This is a genomic window from Dyella sp. 01N36, assembly GCF_056399745.1.
Genome location: NZ_JBFTRY010000314.1, coordinates 1 through 2,526, shown reverse-complemented (window position 1 = coordinate 2,526; position 2,526 = coordinate 1). Strand labels below are relative to the sequence as shown.

2 protein-coding genes and 1 tRNA gene are annotated in these 2,526 nt (G+C 63.5%); all 3 read left to right on the top strand.

Annotated features, from left to right (window positions below):
• A partial coding sequence (gene alaS, locus AC1DMG_RS21565; protein WP_477181093.1) for an alanine--tRNA ligase occupies positions 1-1,873 on the top strand: 1,873 nt, incomplete at its 5' end.
• A 260-nt stretch (positions 1,874-2,133) separates the two neighbouring features.
• Complete coding sequence (gene csrA / locus AC1DMG_RS21560) at positions 2,134-2,340, top strand: carbon storage regulator CsrA (protein ID WP_046971859.1); 207 nt, start codon at positions 2,134-2,136, stop codon at positions 2,338-2,340.
• A 74-nt stretch (positions 2,341-2,414) separates the two neighbouring features.
• Positions 2,415-2,507: transfer RNA gene (locus AC1DMG_RS21555), tRNA-Ser, on the top strand.
• The last annotated feature ends 19 nt before the right edge of the window (positions 2,508-2,526 follow it).

The following is a 2,526-nucleotide window of genomic DNA, read 5'->3' as shown; positions in this document are numbered from 1 at the left end:
GTTCCAGCACCTGATCAAGGTCGCTGCCGAACTCACCCGCACCAAGGATCTGGCCAACAAGTCGCTGCGCGTGATCGCCGATCACATCCGCGCGTGCTCGTTCCTGATTGTCGATGGCGTGCTGCCGTCCAATGAAGGTCGTGGTTACGTGCTACGCCGCATCATCCGTCGCGCATTGCGCCACGGCTGGATGCTCGGCGTGCGCGGCGATTTCTTCTGGAAGATGGTGCAGCCGCTGGTCGAGGAAATGGGCGAGGCCTATCCGGAACTGGCCCAGAAGCAGGCCTTCGTGGAAGACGCTCTGCGCACCGAAGAGCGCCGCTTCGGCGAAACGCTGGAAAACGGCATGCGTCTGTTCGATGCGGTCGCAGCGAAGTCCAACGGCAGCATTCCCGGTGCCGATGCTTTCCGTCTGTACGATACCTACGGTTTCCCGGTCGACCTCACCGCCGACATCGCGCGCGAGCGCGGCCTCACGGTGGACATGGATGGCTTCGAGCAGTCCATGAAGGAACAGCAGGAACGCAGCCGCGAAGGCGGCAAATTTGAAGCCAAGGGCCAGATGCCGGCCGAGCTGGCCAGCCAGCTGCCGCCGACCRCTTTCCTGGGCTACGACGCGCTGATGAGCCAGGGCAGCAAGGTGGTCGGCATCGTGCGCGGCGGCAAGCAGTACGACCAGCTGGGCGAGGGCGAAGAAGCCCTCGTCATGCTCGACCGCACGCCGTTCTACGCCGAGTCCGGCGGCCAGGTGGGCGATACCGGCGTGCTGGTGAACACGACGGGCTCGTTCGCGGTGGCCGACACGCTCAAGATGGGCGGCGTGTTCTTCGGTCATGCCGGCCGTTGGAACGGCAAGCAGGCGCTGCGCGTCGGCGACGTGGTCGATGCCAATGTCGACGGCTCGCGTCGTCAGGCCATCGTGCTCAACCACTCGGCCACGCACTTGCTGCACGCAGCGCTGCGCAAGGTATTGGGCGAGCATGTGACGCAGAAGGGTTCGCTGGTCGCACCCGAGCGCCTGCGTTTTGACTTCTCGCATTTCAAGCCGATGAGCGCGGACGAACTGCGCCAGATCGAGACGCAGGTGAACGCCGAAGTGCGCCGCAACGCGGCTGCCGAAGTGCATCACATGGGCTACAACGAGGCGATCGAGTTCGGCGCAATGGCGCTGTTCGGCGAGAAGTACGGCGACGAAGTGCGCGTGCTCAAGATGGGCGAGTTCTCCACCGAGCTCTGCGGCGGCACGCATGTCGGTCGCACCGGTGACATCGGCTTGTTCAAGATCGTCAGCGAAGCGGGCGYAGCCTCCGGCGTGCGCCGTATCGAAGCTGTTACAGGTGCGGGCGCGTTGGCTTATGTGGCCGACGAGGAGCGTCGCCTGGGCGAGTTTGCGCAGCTGTTGTCGTCCAATGGTGACGATGCCGTGGAGAAGCTGCGCCAGCTGTTCGACAAGCAGAAAAAACTCGAGCGCGAATTGGAGTCGCTGCGCGCCAAGGCCGCCGGTTCGGCGACGGCGGATCTCGCCTCCACGGCGAAGGACGTGGCCGGCATCAAGGTCATCGCCGCACGCCTGGAGGGCCTGGACGCCAAGGCACTGCGCGACAGCATGGATCAGCTCAAGCAGCAGCTGAACGATTGCGTGGTGCTGCTGGCCGGTGCCGCTGACGGCCGCGTTTCTCTGGTCGCAGGCGTCGGCGGTACGGCGCTGGGTCGGGTCAAGGCCGGCGACGTGGTGGCGCATGTCGCCAGCCAGATCGACGGCAAGGGCGGCGGTCGTCCCGACATGGCCCAGGGCGGTGGCAACGACACTGCCGAATTGCCCGGCATTTTGGAGGGCTTGGCCGACTGGATCGGTCAGCGCCTGGCGTCCTGAGCGGGTCAACCACCGGGAGTCCGTTGCCGTTTACGCATTGCGCTGCCATCGGACGCTCGGCTAGTATCCAAATACTGCTGACACCGATGGTTGCGCCGGTGTCGCTTGACATGGCATCACAGGGGATGCCTCGTCTGTGTAACCGGGAAGGCGGTAGGGCCTTCGGCGGTAGCATCGTCGAAATGTCCAGATGGTGAAGCTCAGGGGTGAGGCATAACCGTCTGTTGGCCTGTGACCAAAGTATTCATGGAGTGGCAAACATGTTGATTCTGACCCGCAGGGTCGGTGAAACCTTGATGATCGGTGACGAGGTGACCGTTACCGTTCTCGGCGTCAAGGGCAACCAGGTGCGCATTGGTATTAATGCGCCGAAGAACGTTGCCGTGCATCGCGAAGAGATCTATCAGCGGATCAAGAACGAGCACGAGCCGGACGGCACAGCCTCCGGCGGCACTGGCGAACACTGACAGGCAAGAAACGCTTTACCTCGAGCGCGCCGGTTAGTATCCTTGCCGGCTCCGCAGAGATGCGGACGAAAAACGGAGAGATGCCCGAGAGGCCGAAGGGGCTCCCCTGCTAAGGGAGTATAGGGTCAAAAGCCTTATCGAGGGTTCGAATCCCTCTCTCTCCGCCAGATACGCAAAAAGCCCCGC

What these genes read in the sequence shown, in the direction of transcription:
- csrA (WP_046971859.1), top strand. Translation starts at nt 2,134, where the DNA reads ATGTTGATTCTGACCCGCAGGGTCGGTGAAACCTTGATGATCGGTGAC.